The following is a 16394-nucleotide window of genomic DNA, read 5'->3' on the forward strand; positions in this document are numbered from 1 at the left end:
TCCTCTGGGACGCTTGAGGGATGACGGACGCCCTCGACATCGACCTCACCCCGGTGGTCGCCGAACAGCCCGACCCCCTGCTGTTCGCGACCGTCTCCGGAGCCCACCTGTACGGCTTCCCCTCGCGTGACTCGGACGTCGACCTGCGCGGCGTGCACGTGCTGCCCACGGCCGAACTGGTCGGGCTGCGCGAGCCGGAGGAGACCCGGTCGAGGATGTGGGACCGGGACGGCGTCGAGATGGACCTCGTCACCCACGACCTGCGCAAGTTCGTACGGCTGATGCTGCGCCGCAACGGCTATGTGCTGGAGCAGCTGCTCTCCCCGCTCGTCGTGCACACCGGCGAGGCGCACCGCGAGCTCATCGCGCTCGCCCCCGGAGTCCTCACCCGCCACCATGCCCATCACTACCGGGGGTTCGCCATCACGCAGTGGCGGCTCTTCGAGAAGACCGGTGAACTCAAGCCGCTGCTCTACACGTTCCGGGTGCTGCTGACCGGCATCCATCTCATGCGCAGCGGCGAGGTTCAGGCCCATCTGCCCGGTCTGCTGCCGGAGATCGCCGAGGCCCCCGCGTATCTGCCGGAGCTGATCGCCGCGAAGGCGGAGCGGGAGCACGGCGCCGCCGACGTGGACCAGGAGCGGGTGGCGGAGGACGTGGAGCGGCTCCAGGGTGTGCTGGACGAGGAGCAGGCCCTGTCAGTGCTGCCGGAGAACACGTCCGCCCACGATGCCCTGCACGACTTCGTGGTCCGGGTCCGCCTCGACGGACCGAAGGGCTGAGGCGCGCCGGGTCCGGACGAGGAAGTCCTCGACCCGGGCCCGGTCCGGCTCCGGCGGCAGCGGGGAGCGGGCCGCGGCCTCCTCGGTCTCGGCCGCGAGGCGGGCCATCCAGGTCTCGACCCGGGCCCACGGCACCTCGCCGCGCTTCACCGCCAGCAGGGGCTCGCGCTGATCGCCGACGTCGACGGTGAGTTCGCCCGTGCGCAGCAGGTCACGGCAGCTCATCAGCAGACGGAGCAGGTGCATGGCGTGCTTCCAGCGCGGGGCGCCGTGGGTACGGACGTCGGCGTCCAGCTTCTTGCGCTGGCCGAGGGCGTAGCGGGCGAACGTCTCATGGGCCTGGCGGGACAGGAACGCCCCGCGCAGGGAGAGCAGTTCGCGGCCCGTGACGTCGACCTGCTCCACCAAGGGGGAGTGCAGGCACTCCAGGATGTTCGGGTTGGCGCGCAGCGCCAGCTCGCAGAAGCGCTCCAGCTCCCAGCTGAACTGCTCCTCGGCCGGCCCCTCCACATGCGTCGGCGGCTTCTCGAACCGCCAGAACAGCGGGGTGGGGGCCAGGAAGACACCCCGCCGGTCCGTGTCGCTGTCGTCCGTTGCCAGACCGAAGGCGCGCGAACCCATCACACAGGCGTAGATCGTGTGGTCGAGGACCAGGGCGTGCGGCTGCACGGGCTGCGGGGGCTGCATGCCCGGGAGCGTACGGGGTGGGCTCAGGCCAGCCGAATCGAATTTCCCGAGACCGTGATCTGCTCGGCGGGCAGCGGCGCGGTGGCGGGACCGTTCTCCACCGCGCCGTCGGTGATGCTGAACTTGCTGCCGTGGCACGCGCAGTTGATCGTGTCGTCCGAGACGCTGCTGACGATGCAGCCGCGGTGGGTGCAGACCGCCGAGAAGGCCTTGAAGTCGCCCTCCTCGGGCTGCGTCACGACGACCTTCCGGTCCTTGAAGATCGTGCCGCCGCCGACCGGGATGTCGGCCGTGCCGGCCAGCTCCTCGCCGGTGTCGCCGCCGGTGTCGCCGCCCTCGTCCCCATACTCGCCGCACCCCACGAGCAGCGCCGCCGTGGCCGCCGCCCCGGTCGCCAGAACCGTGCGCCGCGTCGAACCCATCGCCTTGTCCGCGGTGAAGCCGTACTCCTGGCTGCCGATGTCCAGTGTGCCGCGAACGCTCCCGCCGTTGAGCGTGCCGTTCAGCTCGGCGCCGTCCTTGCTCGTGAGCTTCATGCCGCCGTCGTCCTCGACGTCGCCCTTGAGCCAGGACTCCTTGTCGCGGCCGTCGCAGAAATACGCGACCGCCTTGCCGTCGCGCAGCGACACGGCGATCGCCGCCGAGTCGTCGTCGGTACGGCCCGCGTAGTCGGCGTTCGGCGGCGGGGCGGGCGTCGGGCTGGGCGACGGCGATGAGTGGAGCGTGTCCCTGTCGTCGCGTTGAGCGACAGCGTCACCAGGGCCGGCAGAAGTCCACCAGGAGCGTGAGAACCACCAGGAGCGTGAGAAGTGGTCCGGAGCGCTTCATACGAGCCTCCCCCGAGGCGTGGCGCGGACGGCCTCCCCCATGCAAGCGGACACGCGGGACGTCCGGAGGTGCACGGAGGCGTTTCACCCCAAGTGGCAGGACAGTGGCGTTCGCGTGACATTGTCAGGATCTGAGGCCGGATACCGAAGGCACCGGGGCGCGGGCGGGTGCGGGTCCGGGCGTCTCGGCAGACGGGCGCCGCGCACCCGCCCGACACCGGCTCACTAGGCTGGATGTGCAAAGCGTCGGGATGTACATCAGCGAGGAGCACAGCCGTGGCGGTACGAGCGGTCCGGGGCGCCGTCCAACTCGAGCGGGACGAGTCGGGGCACATGGACGAGCAGGTGGGCGAGCTGCTCACCGCGGTCCTGGAGCGCAACGGCCTCACGCCGGACGACCTGATCAGCATCTGGTTCACGGCCACCCCGGACCTGCACAGCGACTTCCCGGCCGCCGCCGCCCGCAAGCTCGGCATCGTCGACGTGCCGCTGATCTGCGCCCAGGAACTGGACATCGAGGGCGCGATGCCCCGGGTCGTACGGATCCTCGCGCACATCGAATCCGACAAGCCCCGCTCCGAGATCGCGCACGTCTACCTGGGCGCCGCGGCCGCACTCCGCAAGGACATCGCCCAGTGAGAACCGCACTCGTCATCGGCACGGGCCTGATCGGCACCTCCGCCGCCCTCGCCCTGGCTCAGCGCGGCGTGACCGTCCACCTCGTCGATCGCGACCCGGAGCAGGCCCGTACGGCGGCCGCGCTCGGCGCCGGCACCGACGAGGCACCCGAGGGCCCGGTGGACCTCGCGATCGTCGCCGCCCCGCCCGCGCATGTGGCCGGGGTGCTCGCCGACGCCATGCGCCGGGGCGTCGCGCGCGGCTACCTCGACGTCGCCTCCGTCAAGGGCGGCCCGCGCCGCGAGCTGGAGGAACTCGGCCTCGACCTGTCGGCGTACATCGGTACGCACCCGATGTCGGGCCGTGAGAAGTCCGGACCCCTGGCCGCCACCGCCGACCTCTTCGAGGGCCGCCCCTGGGTGCTCACCCCCACCCGGGACACCGACACCGAGGTCCTGAACCTGGCCCTGGAGCTGGTCTCGCACTGCCGGGCCGTACCGGTGGTCATGGACGCGGACGCCCACGACCGCGCCGTCGCCCTGGTCTCGCACATGCCGCACCTGGTCTCCAGCCTGGTCGCCGCGCGCCTGGAGCACGCCGAGGAGTCGGCCGTACGGCTGTGCGGGCAGGGCATCCGGGACGTGACCCGCGTCGCGGCCTCCGACCCGCGCATGTGGATCGACATCCTCTCCGCCAACCCCGGCCCGGTCGCCGACCTGCTCGCCGACGTCTCCGCCGACCTCGACGAGACCGTCCAGGCCCTGCGCGCCCTCCAGGCCTCCGACGAGGTCAAGCGCCGCGAGGGCGTCACCGGCATCGAGGACGTCCTGCGCCGGGGCAACGCCGGCCAGATCCGGGTCCCCGGCAAGCACGGGTCCGCTCCGCGGGTCTACGAGGTCGTGGCCGTCCTCATCGACGACCAGCCCGGCCAGCTGGCCCGCATCTTCGCGGACGCGGGGATGGCCGGCGTCAACATCGAGGACGTACGCATCGAGCACGCCACCGGGCAGCAGGCCGGTCTGGTGCAGTTGATGGTGGAGCCGAAGGCGGTGCCGGTGTTGACGGGGGCGTTGCGGGAGCGGGGTTGGGCGATTCGGCAGTAGTGCCGGGTGTCTGGGGCGGTCGGAGGCCGCCGCAGCCGTCCCGAAGCCCGGGAGGCGCCCTCGCGCCGAGCGGTGTGAGGGGGGCGTCGAGGATTGGTCGTGGGCATCGAGCACGCCACCGGGCAGCAGGCCGGTCTGGTGCAGTTGATGGTGGAGCCGAAGGCGGTGCCGGTGTTGACGGGGGCGTTGCGGGAGCGGGATTGGGCGATTCGGCAGTGACGGGGCGGGCCGTGCTGGAGAGGGGGTTTCTCGCCTCCGCCGCCCCTTCGACCCCGCTTCTGGGGGGGTGAGTCCCCAGGCCCCGCTTCGGCCTGAACGGCCTCGTCCTCAGACGCCGGACGGGCTGGATGGTGCGGCCGGACGAGTGACCGGCACCCAGTACCCTTGTCCGGGGCGCTTTCCGTCCCGCCTCACCCACCTCGGACCAGGAAAGGTGCTCCCCAGTGGAACGCGCCACAGTGATCGTTGCCATCGACGGCCCCTCCGGCACGGGCAAGTCGAGCACCTCGAAGGCCGTGGCCGCGCAGCTCGGGCTGAGCTATCTGGACACGGGTGCCCAGTACCGGGCGATCACGTGGTGGATGGTCAACAACGGCATCGACATAGAGGACCCCTCGGCGATCGCCGCCGTGGCCGGGAAGCCGGAGATCGTCTCCGGGACCGACCCGTCCGCGCCGACCATCACCGTTGACGGCACGGATGTCGCCGGGCCGATCCGCACCCAGGAGGTCACCTCCAAGGTCAGCGCGGTGAGTGCCGTACCGGAGGTGCGGGCGCGGATCACCGAGCTCCAGCGCTCCATCGCCTCGGGCTCCGAGAACGGCATCGTCGTCGAGGGCCGCGACATCGGGACGACCGTGCTGCCGGACGCGGACCTGAAGATCTTCCTCACCGCCTCCCCGGAGGCCCGCGCCGCCCGCCGCAACAACGAGCTGAAGGGCGCCGACGTCCACGCGACCCGCGAGGCCCTGCTCAAGCGGGACGCGGCCGACTCCAGCCGCAAGGCCTCGCCGCTCGCCAAGGCGGACGACGCGGTCGAGGTGGACACCTCGGACCTCACCCTCCAGCAGGTCATCGAGTGCGTGGTCACGCTCATCGAGGAGAAGCGGGCGGCGAAGTGAGTGAGACCTCTTCGGTCCAGGCTCCTTCGGCACGGGGTGCCGAGGTGGGCCGGCGTATCGGCGTCGGCCTGATGTACGGCCTGTGGAAGCCGCGTGTCCTGGGCGCCTGGAAGGTCCCCGCGACCGGCCCGGTGATCCTCGCCGTCAACCACTCCCACGTCATCGACGGCCCGATGGTCATCGGCGTGGCGCCCCGGCCGTCGCACTTCCTGGTCAAGAAGGAGGCGTTCGTCGGTCCGCTCGACTCCTTCATGCGCGCCACGGGCCAGGTGAAGGTGGACCGCTCGACCGCCGACCGCACCGCCATCACCCAGGCGCTGGCCGTCCTGCACAACGGCGGTGTGCTGGGCATCTTCCCGGAGGGCACCCGGGGCGAGGGCGACTTCGCCTCACTGCGTGCCGGGCTCGCGTACTTCGCGGTACGCGGCAACGCACCGATCGTCCCGGTCGCCGTACTGGGAAGTTCCGACCGGCGCGGCCGGTTGATAAAGGGGCTGCCCCCGCTGCGCTCCCGCGTCGACGTCGTCTTCGGTGACCCGTTCGAGGCGGGCGACGGCAGCGGACGACGTACGCGCAAGGCCCTCGACGAGGCGACCGAGCGCATCCAGAAGCACCTTGGCGCACACCTGGAAAACGCCAGGCGGCTCACCGGCCGCACGTAAAACGCTGGGCGTCCGAACGGGCGCCGGGCGACACTGAGTAGTGGATCAGCCGGACGAGAAGCCGGGTGCTCCACCGATCACCACGATGAACGACAGAGGTACGGACTTCATGAACGACCAGTTTCCCTCCGAGCACGAGCACGGAGAGCTTGGCGACGCCGAGTACGCGGAGTTCATGGAGCTCGCCGCGGAAGAGGGCTTCGACCTCGAGGACGTCGAGGGCGCGATCGAGGAGGCGGGCCACGGCCCGCTGCCCGTCCTCGCCGTCGTCGGCCGCCCGAACGTCGGCAAGTCGACGCTCGTGAACCGCATCATCGGCCGCCGCGAGGCGGTCGTCGAGGACAAGCCCGGCGTCACCCGCGACCGCGTCACCTACGAGGCCGAGTGGGCGGGCCGCCGCTTCAAGGTCGTCGACACCGGCGGCTGGGAGCAGGACGTCCTCGGCATCGACGCCTCCGTCGCCGCCCAGGCCGAGTACGCCATCGAGGCCGCCGACGCCGTCGTGTTCGTCGTCGACGCCAAGGTCGGCGCCACCGACACCGACGAGGCCGTCGTACGACTGCTGCGCAAGGCCGGCAAGCCCGTGGTGCTGTGCGCCAACAAGGTCGACGGGCCGAGCGGCGAGGCCGACGCGTCCTACCTGTGGTCCCTGGGCCTCGGCGAGCCGCACCCCGTCTCGGCGCTGCACGGCCGCGGCACCGGCGACATGTTGGACGCCGTTCTGGAGGCCCTCCCCGAGGCCCCCGAGCAGACCTTCGGCACGGCGGTCGGCGGTCCGCGCCGCATCGCCCTCATCGGCCGCCCGAACGTCGGCAAGTCCTCCCTCCTCAACAAGGTGGCGGGCGAGGAACGCGTCGTCGTCAACGAGATCGCGGGCACCACCCGTGACCCGGTCGACGAGCTGATCGAACTGGGCGGCGTCACCTGGAAGTTCGTCGACACGGCGGGCATCCGCAAGCGCGTCCACCTCCAGCAGGGAGCCGACTACTACGCCTCGCTGCGCACGGCCGCCGCCGTCGAGAAGGCCGAGGTCGCGGTCATCCTCATCGACGCCTCCGAGTCGATCTCGGTGCAGGACCAGCGCATCGTGACGATGGCCGTCGAGGCCGGCCGGGCGATGGTCATCGCGTACAACAAGTGGGACACGCTCGACGAGGAGCGCCGCTACTACCTGGAGCGGGAGATCGAGACCGAGTTCGGCCAGGTCGCCTGGGCGCCCCGGGTCAATGTCTCGGCGCGTACCGGCCGGCACATGGAGAAGCTGGTCCCCGCGATCGAGACGGCTCTCGCCGGCTGGGAGACCCGTGTCCCGACGGGCCGCCTGAACGCCTTCCTCGGCGAGCTGGTCTCCGCCCACCCGCACCCGATCCGGGGCGGCAAGCAGCCCCGTATCCTCTTCGGCACCCAGGCCGGCACCAAGCCCCCGCGCTTCGTGCTCTTCGCCTCCGGCTTCATCGAGGCGGGCTACCGCCGCTTCATCGAGCGCCGTCTGCGCGAGGAGTTCGGCTTCGAGGGGACGCCGATCCATATCTCGGTGAGGGTGCGCGAGAAGCGCGGCAAGAAGAAGTAGCGCGAACGAAGAGGCGGCCATCCCGGTTTCCGGGTGGCCGCCTCTTCGTGTGCCCGCTTCAAAGACCCCGGCGCGGGTTCGGTGTCAGCGGGGACGGGATGTGGTGCATCCCCGTGTGCCCGGTGGGGATCCGCCCGACCGGCTGCCACCCGGTGGTCGTCGTGGCCGTGGTGCCGGACTGGGACTCGCGCTGGGTGGCGAGGTGCCCCGCCGCGTGCCGGGCGCTGTACGAGCCCGTTCCGCGACCGCCCGAACCGTGGCTGAGGTTCCCGAAACCCGTGAAGCCCAGCTCCTCCTCACCGTTCCGGTCGCCCGGCAGGGCCCGGTAGTTCCGGACCCACTCGGCGTAGAGCGTGTCGTAGATCGGCGTGGCCGATGGGCCGCCCGAAGGATCCTGAGTCGGCCGCATGGAGGAGAGCGACTGGTAGGACTGGCGGCGGGGAACGTCATATGCGTGCACGTCTCTGCCAACGACCCCACGGCCCAACGGATGCGCTGGGTACACCATTCAGCCTCCGGTCGCCTTGAAGGGGCGCGGGGAGCTGTGCGATGTGAGGAACTCAGGTGCCGGCCAGCGGCAACGTAGCCGCGACCAACTTGCCGGAGGCGGCCGCCTTGTCGAGCGCCTCCCGCAGCAGATCCTCCCGCGGCTGCCGCCCGATCGACCCCACCGGCGCCGCGAACATCAACACCTGCTGGTGCTTGTTCGCGGCCGCCCGCCAACTGTCGGCGACCTGAAGCGCCTGATGCGCCTGCCACCAGGCGACCGGCGACCCACCGGAGGTACCCGGCTGCAGGATGGCGTGCAGCTGGCCCATGGCGAGCAGGACGGACCAGCCGTGCAGCACGGGCGGTACGGAGTCGATCTGGGGCAGCGGCATGAAGCCCTGCTCGATGAGCAGCGGCAGGAAGTCGTCACCGGCGCCGGTCGTGCCCGGCCGTGCGATCGGCGCGGTCGGCTCCACGACGAGCGCGGGGTGCAACTCGCCGCTGAGTAGGATCAGTCCGCTGGTGACACCGAGCACGGCCTGCTCGGGTGCGGCCTGGACCGGGGTGTCGCCGGCGATGGAACGGGCGGCGCCCTGCAGTTGCTCCTCGGTGACCTGGACGACCTGGGAGGGCAGACAGGTGGCGTGGGCGAAGGCGAGCACGGCTGTCTCGTCGCCGACGAACAGGACGGTGCTGGTGCGCTCCTGCTCGGAGTCGCCGGGGGTGCGGCACGACGTGCAGTCGTAGCCGCCGGGGGCGTTCTCTCCGGCGAGCAGCCGGTCGGCTTCTTCGTTGCCGATCTCGGCGCGTACCTCGTCGCTGACCTCGAGCATGCGCGGCACGGGTGGCTCCTCGGGATGCGGTGCGTGTCGGAGCCGGGTGGCTCCCGGCCCATGAGCGCGGAGGTTCCGGCTCATAAAAAGGACAACGGCGATCTGTGGCCGGGGTCACGCCCGGCGAGCAAGGGAATCGAACCAACCGACGCACAGGGTGAGTCCGTACGCGGAATCAGTTACTCCGTGCCAACTTCTCGGATTTCCGAGGAAGTTGGACCGGTGAGGTGGGTCACAGATTGTCCGGGCGCCTGGTCGACAAATCCCGAAATCAGGGAATGAAGTGGGTGGCCGGAAATGGTCGCTACTTCTGGTAACGGCGAACTGGCCTCGAACGACAAGCGATTGGTTGCTGACGGCCAGTCAAGCTCCATAGATTCCCAGCCGTGTGCAACGAGCACCGCTCGGGTACGTCCGCCGGCCGCACCACAGCCAGCTCAAGCACCACTGCCGACGGACGGGGCCGAGCGCGTCACCCGCGTCCTGTGCGACGGGAGTCGCGCCCCGCCCTGGGGGACCCCGAGTCCTTCGAGAGGGAAACGCATGTTCGCATGTGCCGAAAACGCACGCGAGAACATTCGCAAGACGCAGGGCGCCCGCAGGACGCAAGACGTCCGAAGGATGCGTACGACGGCGGTCCTCGCCGGGGCGGCGCTGCTCGCCCCGCTCGGACTACTGACCGTCACCGGCAACGCCGCGGCCGCCGACAGCGGAGTGTGGGACCGCATCGCCAAGTGCGAGAGCGGCGGCGACTGGCACATCAACACCGGCAACGGCTACTACGGCGGCCTCCAGTTCGCCGCCTCCACCTGGCGCGCCTACGGCGGCACGGCCTACGCGGCCACCGCCGACAAGGCCTCCAAGTCCCAGCAGATCGCGATCGCCACGAAAGTCCAGCGCGGCCAGGGCTGGGGCGCGTGGCCCGTGTGCGCCGCGCGCGCCGGAGCGTACGGCAGCGCACCGGCCGCGCCCGCCACCGACTCGGGGTCCGGCAAGTCCACCGAGTCCACCAGGTCGGCTCCGTCGCGTTCCACCGGCCACCCGGACCGCAGTTCGTCCCGCGGCGACTACACCGTCCGCCAGGGCGACACACTGAGCGGCATCGCCGCCCGCCGCGGGACCACGTGGCGGCAGGTCTACGCCGCCAACAGGGCCGTCATCGGCGCTGATCCCCACATGATCGTGCCCGGGCAGCGACTCGACCTCTGAGCGCTCCTCCGACGCCCGGGCCAGGGGGTGTGGTGAGAGTCCCGCACAGCACCCACGGCGCCCGGCAGGCACCCTCGCCGCACCGGCCAAACGCCCAAGTAGCTTGTCGCCCACTCTCGGCTTCGCTCGAGCGGGGGCCCCATCGAGGGCCTTCGTCCGGCACGCCGAGGGCACGCACCGGCTGTGACGCCAGCCGCTGCCGCGGCGGGCGCGGGCACCGCACAGGACTCTCACCACACCCCCTGGGTCCCACCCGGCTCCCCGACCGGGTGGGACCCGCGTCCGTCATCCGGACCTCACGGCAGCTCGGCCGCCTCGCCACTGAACGCCACCGTCCCGCGCCGGAGTTCGTACACGAGCGCCGACGCCCCGCGCAGCCCCGGTGGCAGGCGCTGTTCGGCGACGACCACGCAGGCGTCGAGTCCCCTCAGTAGTTCGTACGTGCGGGCCGCGACCATCGGCGACATGCCCTGGGTGGGCTCGTCGACGAGCACGACACGCGCGCGTGCAGGCAGGGCGCGAGACAGCGCGAGCATGCGCTGCTCGCCGCCGGAGAGGGTGCCGGCGCGGCGGGGGAGGAGCGGTTCGAGCGGTGGATAGGCGTCCAGGGCGTACGAGAAGTCCGGCGCGGTGAGTTCGAGGTTCTCGCGCACGGTGAGCGAGCCGAAGACGGCCCGCCGTTCGGGGACGAGGACGAGGCCACGCCGGGCCCGCTCGTACGCGGGCACCCGGGTGACGTCGGTCCCGTCCCACACCACGGCCCCGCCGGAGAGCGGCACCGTGCCGGCGAGGGCGCGCAGCGCGGTCGTACGGCCGGAGCCGTTGCGGCCCAGCAGAACGGTCAGGCCGGGGCCCGGCGCGGCGAGAGTGACGCCGTGCAGGGCCTCCAGAGGTCCGTAGCGGACGCGGGCGTGCCGGAGGGAGACGAGGGTCATCATTCGACCGCCGTGTCGCGCGGGTCGAGCGTGCGCAGAACTTGGTCGGCGGGGCCGGAGGTGACGATCCGGCCCGCCGTCATGACGTGCACGACGTCCGCGAGGTCCGCGACGAGGTCGAGGTCGTGCTCGACGACCAGCAGGGCCGTCCCGTCCGCCGCGAGGGCACGCAACACGCGGGCGAGGGCGGCCACTTCACCCGTGTCGAGCCCGGCGGAGGGCTCGTCGAGCAGCAACACGCGCGGACTCCCGGCGAACGCCCGCGCCAGCTCGACCCGTCGCAGCGTCCCGGTCGGCAGCCCGGCCGCGGGCGACGCCCGCATCGGCCCGTCGAGCCCGAACAACCGCAGTGCCCGCTCGGTGGCCCCGGGGTCGGCGACCCACCCCTGTTCAGCGCCCACCCGAACATTTTCGGCCACGGTCAATGAGGGGAAAACGGCCAGCTGTTGAAACGTCCGCGCGACACCGAGCCGGGTACGGGCATGCGCGGACAGCCGCGTGACATCCCGCTCCCCGAGGCGGACCGACCCCTGATCGGGCCGCAGCGTCCCGGCCAGACAGTGGAACAGTGTGCTCTTCCCGGCCCCGTTGGGCCCCACGACCGCGCTGACCCGGCCCGGGAGGACGTCGACATCAACACCGTCGAGAGCGGTGAAACCGCCGTAGGCGACGCGGAGCCGGCGCGCGCGGAGGGTGTGCGGGGGAGGGGGAGGGGGAGGGGGAGGGGGAGAAGAAAGTGAGGGAAACAGTCCCCTGCTTCGACCGCTGTACTGCGCCGTGCCCGGCGAACCGTCGTTCTGGTCGGCGTGTTCCATCGGCTCCAGCGGTCCTGGGGCACCGGATGCGGGGCGCGGCGGCTCCGCACCCGCGCCCGCCGCGGCTTCCCGTGCCCGGAGCCTGCCGCGTACCCCCGCCCCCAGCGGCGTCAACACCCCGCGGCGCCCCGACCGCAGCCGTACGACCGCCGCGCGTACCGTCTCGTACGGTCCGGCGGGGAAGCGGCCCACCAGTAGTGCCAGGACGCCGATCAGCGCGGCTGCCACGCCGCCCCTGGCGCCCGCGTCCAGGCCCACCAGCAGGGCGGCCGCGGCGAGGGCGCCCAGTGTGTTGTCGGCGCCCAGGACGACGATCGCGGCGAACCAGAGGAGGCCGCGGACGGGGTCGTAGGCGGCGGGGTCGAAGGCGCGGACGCCCATGGCGAGCATGCCGCCGCCGAGGGCGGCCAGGGCGGCGCCCGCGACGAAGGCCGTCAGCTTGAGGGAGGGGACGGGTACGCCTGCCGCGGAGGCCCCCGACTCGTGGTCCCGCATGGCCGCCAGGGCCCGGCCGGTGCGGCCCCGGCGGAGCAGGCCGGTGGCCGTCAGCGCGCATGCCAGCAACCCCAACTCCAGGACGTAGTACGCGCGGTCGCCGGCGAAGCCCGCCGGGCGGGACAGCGTGAGACCGGACGTCGCGTACGGCTGGGCGAAGACGAAGCGGCTCACCCCGACACCCACCGCGAACGTGGCCAGGGCCAGCGCCAGGCCGTGGCGGCTGATCGCGGGCCAGCCCGTCAGCAGGCCAAGGGGAGCCACGAGCAGTACGGCCGCCAGGAGCGCGGTCAGTTCGGGCAGCGCCGGCAGGAACGGGAAACGGCCGGCCGCCAGCAGCGCCGTGAACAGCGCGCCCAGGCCCGCGTACGCCGCCTGGCCGAGGGAGATCTGGCCGCCCCGGCCCGTCACCACGACCAGGGACAACAGGATCACGCCCAGGGCCGGGACCTGGACGGACGTGTGCAGGTCCCGGCCCGCGAAGCCGAGCGGGATCAGAAACAGGATCACCGCCACGGTCCAGGCACCCGCCGGCGTCTCGGCCCGCGCGGTCGCCGTACGCGGCAGGGCGTCCCGTGTGCCGACGCCGGGCAGGACCAGGGCCGCGATCAGCAGCGCCACCACGAAGAGGTTGGCGCCCACGGCCTGGACCAACGGCTCCGCCCAGCCCGAGGGGTGCAGCCTGGTCAGCTGGCTCTGGGCGACGCCGATGCCCAGCGCCACCACCACGGCCACCGGCAGGCTGCGCATCCGGGCGGCGACCGCCACGGCGACCACCTCCATCACGAGCAGCGGCATGCCGTACGGGTCGAGGCGCACGTAAGGGGCCAGCAGTACGCCGGTCAGGCCCGCCGTGAACGAGCCGAACGCCCAGCCCGCGGCGGCGACCCGGTCGGCGTCGATGCCGCCGAGGACGGCGAGGGATCTGTCGTCCACGACAGCTCGTAGTTCGCGCCCGAAGCGGGTCCACCGCGTGACCGCGCCCACGGCCGCCGCGATGGCCACGGCCACCGCGAGCTGCCCCCAAGGGTCCGCCGCCACCAGCGTCGGCGCGTCCGCCCGCGCCCCCTGGCCCCACAGCAGCGCGGCCCCGCCGACGAGGAGGACGAAGACGCCGAGGGAGGCCACGAGGGTCTGCGCCGGGTCGCCGCCCAGCACGGCGAGCGGGCGGAAGACGAAGCGTTCCAGGACCAGTCCGATCGCGGGGGCCACCACCAGCAGGGTCACGGCGGCACCGAACCAGAGCGGCCGGCCCCACTCCACGGTGAACTGGCGCAGCAGATACGCGCACACCATCGCGATCGCCCCGTGCGCGAAGTTGAGCACACCGGTGGCCCGGTACGTCACGATCAGGCCGATTCCGGTGAGGGCCGCCGCGCTGCCGACAGACAGCCCGGCCAGCGTGAGGTCGTACGTCAGCGACGCCATCAGCCCTCCTCGGGCTCACCGGAGCCCGAGGCAGGCGCCTCACAGACGGGGCACGGCCGCAGCTCCCCGCTCGCCAGCACCCGGGAGTCCACCGGCACCGCCTCCGCCTTGCCGGCCACCAACGGGCAGTCCGCGCGGTGCCAGAGGGTGCCGCCGGGCACCATCAGCAGCTTGCCGCTGGTGGCGAGCGGCGCGGCCGCCGCCTGCCCGGACTCGTCGGCGCCGGCGGGCTCGGTGGCGACCAGCAGGCCGTACAACTCCTCGACACGCGTGGCGGCCAGGGCGTTCCTGCCCTGGGTGAGGAGGACCGCGCCCGCGATGATCAGGGCGGCGCCGGGGATCGTGCAGGAGGCCAGGTACGGCAGTTGCCGTTCCGCGAAACGCTCGCCGGAGATGCCGTACCAGCCGACGACACACAGCACGGCGCCGCCGGCGAGCGCGGCCCAGCCGGCCCAGAGGACGGGGTGCACGGTCCGCAGTCGGGTTGTCCGCATCCGGGGCTCCCACACGTCGTGTGTCTGTGCATGCCGGCCGTTGGCTTGCACTATGCCTTCTGGAAGCTGACCCTGAAAGAACCGGGCGCCTACCGCCCGGACCGACACCCGGTGGTGAGCCAGATGGTTCTCGGGAGCGACCTCAGGCGGGCGAACGAACGGCGGGCGGACGAACGGCGGGGCCGCGGCCCTGGGGCGTGTCGCGAAAGTCCCGCCTGCCTGCCGACGCCTGGCACGCTCCCCCACTCTCGGCTTCGCTCGAGCGGGAGGGGCCCTCACCGCCGCACCGGGCGAAAGCCCAAGTACATCCGGTCCATCTACGGGGCCTTCCGCCCGGCACGCCGAGAGCACGCTCCCCCACTCTCGGCTTCGCTCGAGCGGGGGGACCCCCATGACGCCGCTCGGCCCGCCCTTCGGGCGGACGACGGGACTTTCGCGACACGCCCCAGGACACGAGGACGGGGCACGGCACTGGCCGCCGCCCTGCTTCTCCTCCTCGCCCCGGCCCTCGCGGCATGCGGCGACGACAACGGCGGCGGTGGCGGCGGCACGACGCCCCCCACCCCGTCGATCGAGCGGACGACGGGCGAGCCGGCCGAGGAGAGCCCGAGCGGGCCCGCGGACACGGCGGCGGCCGAGAAGGAGATCAGGGAGAACTGGCGGAAGTTCTTCGACCCGAAGACCTCCACCGAGGACAAGCAGGCCGTTCTGGAGAACGGTGAGCTGATGGGCCCGGTTTTGGCGGCGTTCAGCGGCGACGAGCGCGGCGGACAGGTACAGGCCGAGGTCGAGAAGGTCGAGTTCACCTCACCGACCGAGGCGAACGTGACGTACACACTGCTCCTGGAGGGCGCCACCGCCCTGCCCGACGCGGCGGGGACGGCCGTCGAGGAGGACGGCACCTGGAAGGTCTCCGTCAAGACGCTGTGCGGGCTGGTCGCGCTGAGCGGCAATGAGTCACCGCTTCCGGGCTGCTGAGGCCGGCGCCGCCCCGCGGGCCAAGGCTGTCGCCGCAGGCCTGTTGCTCCTCCTGGCCACGGCCTGCGGCAGCCGGCTCCCGGAGAGCGACTTCGAGCGCCGCGAAACCCCCACCGCCCCGCAGAGCCGTGAGCCGCTGCGGGTCGGCATCATCACCAGCGTCACCAGCCCGGTCGGCGGTGCCGCGTTCACCGGGCCGCGCGACGGGGCGAAGGCCTACTTCGACGCCCTCAACGCGCGCGGGGGCATCGACGGCCGCGAGGTCGAGGTCCGCGAGTGCGACGACGGCGGCAGCGGCGTCGGCAACAACGAGTGCGTGCACAAGCTGGTCGAGGAGGACGAGGTCGTCGCCCTCGTCGCCACCACCGCCCTCGACTACGCGGGCGCCTCACGCGTCGCCCACGCGCGCGTGCCCGACATCGGCGGCCAGCCCATCGGCCCGGCGTACGACACCTACCCGCACCTCTACAGCATCTACGGCAGCCTCGCGCCCCGGAACGGTACGACCGGCTGGGACGAAAAGCAGTACGGCGGCACCGAGGTCTACCGCTACTTCAAGCGCGAGCACGGGGCGCGTACGGCCGCCGTGGTGGCGTACAACCAGTCCGCGTCGGCCGCGTACGCCCGTCTGGTCGTCCAGGGGCTGAAGGCCGAGGGGTACGAGGTGGTCACCGAGCAGGTCGACTTCGCGCTGCCCAACTTCCGCGCGGCCGCCGCCGACATCAAGGAACAGGGCGCCGACCTGGTCTTCGACGCCATCGACAGCCATGGCAACGCCCGGCTCTGCCAGGCGATGGACGAGGTCGGCGCCGAGGTGACCGCCAAGGTCACCAACGTGCAGAACTGGACCTCCGCGGTCGCCGAGGACTACAAGGACGCCCCGCGCTGCCGCAACGCCCTGTGGGCCACCGGCTCCAGCCGCAACCACGCGGACACCGGCGACGAGGCCGTACGGGAGTTCCGGGACGCGACGAAGGACCTGAAGACGCACTCCCAGTGGCAGTTGGAGGGCTGGGCGGCCGCCATGTGGTTCACGGACGCGGCGCGATCCTGCGCCGGCACCGAAGACGGTGTCACGCGCGCGTGCGTCGACCGGTTCATGAACCGGGACGAGCCCTACACCGCCGACGGACTGCTCGTCCCCGTCCGCTTCGAACGGCTCGCCGAACCCCCGAAGACCCGCAGAACGTGTCTGTCGGTGGCCCGCTGGCAGGACGAGAAGGGATGGGTGAGCCAGGGGGACATGAACGACAACTGCTTCCACGTACCGCAGCTTCCCTACCGGCCCTGAGGCGCTTCGAGGCGGAACGGTTCCCTCGTCCGGCTACCGATCGGGCAACTGTTGCAG

Annotated in this window: 16 protein-coding genes; 9 read left to right on the top strand and 7 right to left on the bottom strand. The window is 72.1% G+C overall.

Going from position 1 to position 16394, the window contains the following annotated elements; all coding sequences use genetic code 11:
* The first annotated feature begins 20 nt into the window (after positions 1-20).
* A complete protein-coding gene (locus CES90_RS35980) occupies positions 21-782 on the top strand; it encodes a nucleotidyltransferase domain-containing protein (protein WP_189787585.1) in 762 nt (253 codons plus the stop codon).
* Here CES90_RS35980 and CES90_RS35985 read toward each other — a convergent pair.
* Both CES90_RS35985 and CES90_RS35990 read right to left on the bottom strand, forming a co-directional pair.
* The gene (locus CES90_RS35985; RefSeq protein ID WP_189787584.1) at positions 699-1469 is read right to left on the bottom strand and encodes a nucleotidyltransferase domain-containing protein; all 771 of its coding nucleotides are present in this window, start codon (positions 1467-1469) and stop codon (positions 699-701) included. The genes CES90_RS35980 and CES90_RS35985 overlap by 84 nt on opposite strands.
* Before the next feature lie 23 nt (positions 1470-1492).
* Complete coding sequence (locus tag CES90_RS35990; RefSeq protein WP_189787610.1) at positions 1493-1891, bottom strand: Rieske (2Fe-2S) protein; 399 nt, start codon at positions 1889-1891, stop codon at positions 1493-1495.
* Between the two features lie 681 nt (positions 1892-2572).
* On the opposite strand from CES90_RS35990, the gene aroH reads away from it, so the two are divergent.
* The 5 genes from aroH (at position 2573) to der (ending at position 7370) form a co-directional block, all read left to right on the top strand.
* Positions 2573-2935, top strand: coding sequence for a chorismate mutase (gene aroH / locus CES90_RS36000; RefSeq protein WP_189787583.1), 363 nt, complete (start codon positions 2573-2575; stop codon positions 2933-2935).
* Positions 2932-4017: a prephenate dehydrogenase gene (locus CES90_RS36005; protein ID WP_189787582.1), complete on the top strand. Its 1086-nt coding sequence runs from the start codon at positions 2932-2934 to the stop codon at positions 4015-4017. The genes aroH and CES90_RS36005 overlap by 4 nt, the downstream gene beginning before the upstream one ends.
* A 443-nt stretch (positions 4018-4460) precedes the next feature.
* Positions 4461-5138: a (d)CMP kinase gene (gene cmk, locus CES90_RS36015; RefSeq protein ID WP_229914376.1), complete on the top strand. Its 678-nt coding sequence runs from the start codon at positions 4461-4463 to the stop codon at positions 5136-5138.
* A gap of 71 nt (positions 5139-5209) precedes the next feature.
* Positions 5210-5800 carry a lysophospholipid acyltransferase family protein gene (locus tag CES90_RS36020; RefSeq protein WP_229914377.1) on the top strand — a complete coding sequence of 197 codons (591 nt, stop codon included), beginning with the start codon at positions 5210-5212 and terminating at the stop codon, positions 5798-5800.
* Positions 5801-5909: 109 nt separating this feature from the next.
* A complete protein-coding gene (der, locus tag CES90_RS36025) occupies positions 5910-7370 on the top strand; it encodes a ribosome biogenesis GTPase Der (protein ID WP_189787580.1) in 1461 nt (486 codons plus the stop codon).
* 58 nt (positions 7371-7428) lie between these two features.
* Here der and CES90_RS36030 read toward each other — a convergent pair whose 3' ends face one another.
* Together CES90_RS36030 and CES90_RS36035 are read right to left on the bottom strand one after the other, a co-directional pair.
* Positions 7429-7779: a hypothetical protein gene (locus tag CES90_RS36030; protein WP_189787579.1), complete on the bottom strand. Its 351-nt coding sequence runs from the start codon at positions 7777-7779 to the stop codon at positions 7429-7431.
* Positions 7780-7930: 151 nt separating this feature from the next.
* Positions 7931-8701 carry a hypothetical protein gene (locus CES90_RS36035; protein WP_189787578.1) on the bottom strand — a complete coding sequence of 257 codons (771 nt, stop codon included), beginning with the start codon at positions 8699-8701 and terminating at the stop codon, positions 7931-7933.
* Positions 8702-9235: 534 nt separating this feature from the next.
* Between CES90_RS36035 and CES90_RS36040 the strand changes: the two genes are divergently transcribed.
* A complete protein-coding gene (locus CES90_RS36040; RefSeq protein WP_189787577.1) occupies positions 9236-9901 on the top strand; it encodes a LysM peptidoglycan-binding domain-containing protein in 666 nt (221 codons plus the stop codon).
* Positions 9902-10197: 296 nt separating this feature from the next.
* Here the strand turns inward: CES90_RS36040 and CES90_RS36045 are convergent, their stop codons facing one another.
* Genes CES90_RS36045 through CES90_RS36055 form a run of 3 tightly spaced genes read right to left on the bottom strand, consistent with a single transcriptional unit; the run spans position 10198 to position 14068 of the window.
* Entirely contained in the window at positions 10198-10836 is a 639-nt protein-coding gene (locus CES90_RS36045) for an ABC transporter ATP-binding protein (RefSeq protein WP_189787608.1), read from the bottom strand.
* Positions 10836-13574, bottom strand: coding sequence for a branched-chain amino acid ABC transporter permease/ATP-binding protein (locus CES90_RS36050; protein ID WP_189787576.1), 2739 nt, complete (start codon positions 13572-13574; stop codon positions 10836-10838). The genes CES90_RS36045 and CES90_RS36050 overlap by 1 nt, the downstream gene beginning before the upstream one ends.
* Positions 13574-14068 (bottom strand): hypothetical protein, encoded by a 495-nt coding sequence (locus CES90_RS36055; protein WP_189787575.1) that lies wholly within the window; start codon positions 14066-14068, stop codon positions 13574-13576. The genes CES90_RS36050 and CES90_RS36055 overlap by 1 nt, the downstream gene beginning before the upstream one ends.
* Positions 14069-14539: 471 nt before the next feature.
* On the opposite strand from CES90_RS36055, the gene CES90_RS36060 reads away from it, so the two are divergent.
* A complete protein-coding gene (locus tag CES90_RS36060) occupies positions 14540-15046 on the top strand; it encodes a hypothetical protein (protein ID WP_189787607.1) in 507 nt (168 codons plus the stop codon).
* Positions 15021-16337, top strand: a complete 1317-nt coding sequence (locus CES90_RS36065; RefSeq protein ID WP_189787574.1) for an ABC transporter substrate-binding protein — start codon at positions 15021-15023, stop codon at positions 16335-16337. Before CES90_RS36060 ends, CES90_RS36065 begins: the two co-directional genes overlap by 26 nt.
* Positions 16338-16394 lie beyond the last annotated feature (57 nt).

Source organism: Streptomyces capitiformicae (assembly GCF_002214185.1).
Classification (GTDB): domain Bacteria; phylum Actinomycetota; class Actinomycetes; order Streptomycetales; family Streptomycetaceae; genus Streptomyces; species Streptomyces capitiformicae.